This window comes from Neolewinella lacunae, from assembly GCF_014349155.1.
GTDB lineage: Bacteria > Bacteroidota > Bacteroidia > Chitinophagales > Saprospiraceae > Neolewinella > Neolewinella lacunae.
Window position 1 is genome coordinate 52243 of sequence record NZ_JACSIT010000136.1, and the last position, 1816, is coordinate 54058.

Genomic DNA, 1816 nt, shown 5'->3' on the forward strand with positions numbered 1-1816 from the left:
TCCGCACCAGCCCCACGGGCGCAGTGACCGTACAGTCGGTGCTGGATTACTACCCCTTCGGGATGGTCAATGCAGACCGGAGTTCCGGGGCTGGAGGGTATGCGTATAAGTATAATGGGAAGGAGTTTGCGGAGGAGTTGGGCTTGTCTGATTATGGCGCGCGGTGGTATGATCCAGCGGTGGGGCGGTGGTTGGCGGTGGATCCGCTTGCGTTAGAATACGCAAATTTTTCTCCGTATAATTATGTAGCGAACAATCCCATTAATGCTATTGATCCAAATGGAGAATATATTATAGTCCTTGCAGGATCCGCTCAGGATCGCGAATTTTTCATTAACCAAATAAATACCCTATTTGGTGGAAATGTAAATGCAAGTTTTTCTTCTGGAGGGGGTTCCAGATTAATACTTGAGCAAACAGGAGCATTGAATGAAGAGCAGCAGGTAGCTTTTGATATTATTAGTGGTTATGCTAACAATGAGGATGAGATCACTGTACGATTGGCTAACAATGATAAAAGTATAAACTTCGAAAGCTATGATTCAAGAGAATTTGACCCAAGTGATTTTAGTGCTTATTCAGATAACATGAAAGGATCTCGTAGTGCACTGTCCCACTACGTTCATTTTTTTGCTGAACAGTATGACCGCCAAGTCGTACAAGGCCTGCTTGGAGTCATTAGACAAGGTCAAGGCGAGGATCCGGGTAAACCTTCACAAGAATTTTTGAAGTCCCATGAATTTGCACTTGAGCAAGAAGCCCTCGTTTCAGGGGTTTTCACGAGAGACACTGACATGAAGTCTTATTCAGGAGGGATTGATTTGATAACTTTTACAAATTTTGACAAAAATGGAAAACCAGTCAGTACATACCAAGTTTGGTCAGGAGGAGAGAAGGGCCCTAAAGTATCAAAGCCAATTCCGGTCAATAAATAGTTGGGTTGTGAAACTAATATTTTTATCCCTAACTTTGATTCTCTATTCTTGCCAAAGAAGTGCAAGCCCAGTACTGCCCGCAGAAGAGAATGGATTTTTTATTTTTTTATCGGGTGATGAACACGCAATTAAACAGCATGGGCTAGCGGCTAGCACTGGCCTAAGAGTATACAGTGAGACCCCAAGTATTAGTGCCCCTGTCGTCAAAAGCTTTCGTATAAGGATAGTTCGTGGTGAAAAAATAATCAAAAGTAGGTATGTCTCTGGCAATAAGTTCCCTTCGCAATTTGAATCGTACCTTGAAAATAAAGCCTTGAATGGCGATAAAATTATTTTTGATAATGTTGCTGCGCACATCAATGGTTCAAGGTTAGAATTTGAAGATTTCTTTATTCGTTTAAGTAGTAGGTAGAGAGGCTGGCCGCACCCAGCGCATATTCATAGCCCATAAATTTACATTCAGACGCACAATAAACACTGCACAAGAATTCGTAGGTCTAAATGAAACTCTCCCTTCTTCCATGAAAGTCAGTTTAGTAACCTCCCCAACCAAAATAAAAATACCCATGCATCCAACCCCTTTAGACACTTCAGCGCCACTGGGCTTAACCCCAGAATCAAAATTACCCCAACCGTTCCGACGCGTCAGTAATTTTTTTCTGCTGCCCTTTATTGTGCTCTTTCTGTTGGGTTGCGGCCGGCTCCCAGCGCAAAAACTATCCGCTGAAGACCAAGGCTATTACCTTTTTTTAATCGGCAACAAACATCAACTTTACTATACTGGAAGGCGTTGTTGCATGAAGATTTTGGGTAAAGCTTACGCTGCGGTTATTACAAATTAATCAATTTTAATTTTAGAAATTGGCATACCAAAGGCTGTC

Annotated in this window: 3 protein-coding genes; all 3 read left to right on the plus strand. The window is 42.3% G+C overall.

Translation table 11 applies throughout. From position 1 onward, the window contains the following. The coding region (locus tag H9S92_RS14755) for an RHS repeat-associated core domain-containing protein (RefSeq protein WP_187467470.1) at nt 1–935 on the plus strand (935 nt) is incomplete at its 5' end. Nucleotides 936–942: 7 nt separating this feature from the next. Next, nucleotides 943–1347, plus strand: coding sequence for a hypothetical protein (locus H9S92_RS14760; protein WP_187467471.1), 405 nt, complete (start codon nt 943–945; stop codon nt 1345–1347). Nucleotides 1348–1456: 109 nt separating this feature from the next. Next, nucleotides 1457–1777 carry a hypothetical protein gene (locus H9S92_RS14765; RefSeq protein WP_187467472.1) on the plus strand — a complete coding sequence of 107 codons (321 nt, stop codon included), beginning with the start codon at nt 1457–1459 and terminating at the stop codon, nt 1775–1777. Nucleotides 1778–1816 lie beyond the last annotated feature (39 nt).

Excerpts from the sequence above, each read along its gene's own strand:
- H9S92_RS14765 (WP_187467472.1), top strand. The coding sequence starts at position 1,457 with ATGAAAGTCAGTTTAGTAACCTCCCCAACCAAAATAAAAATACCCATG.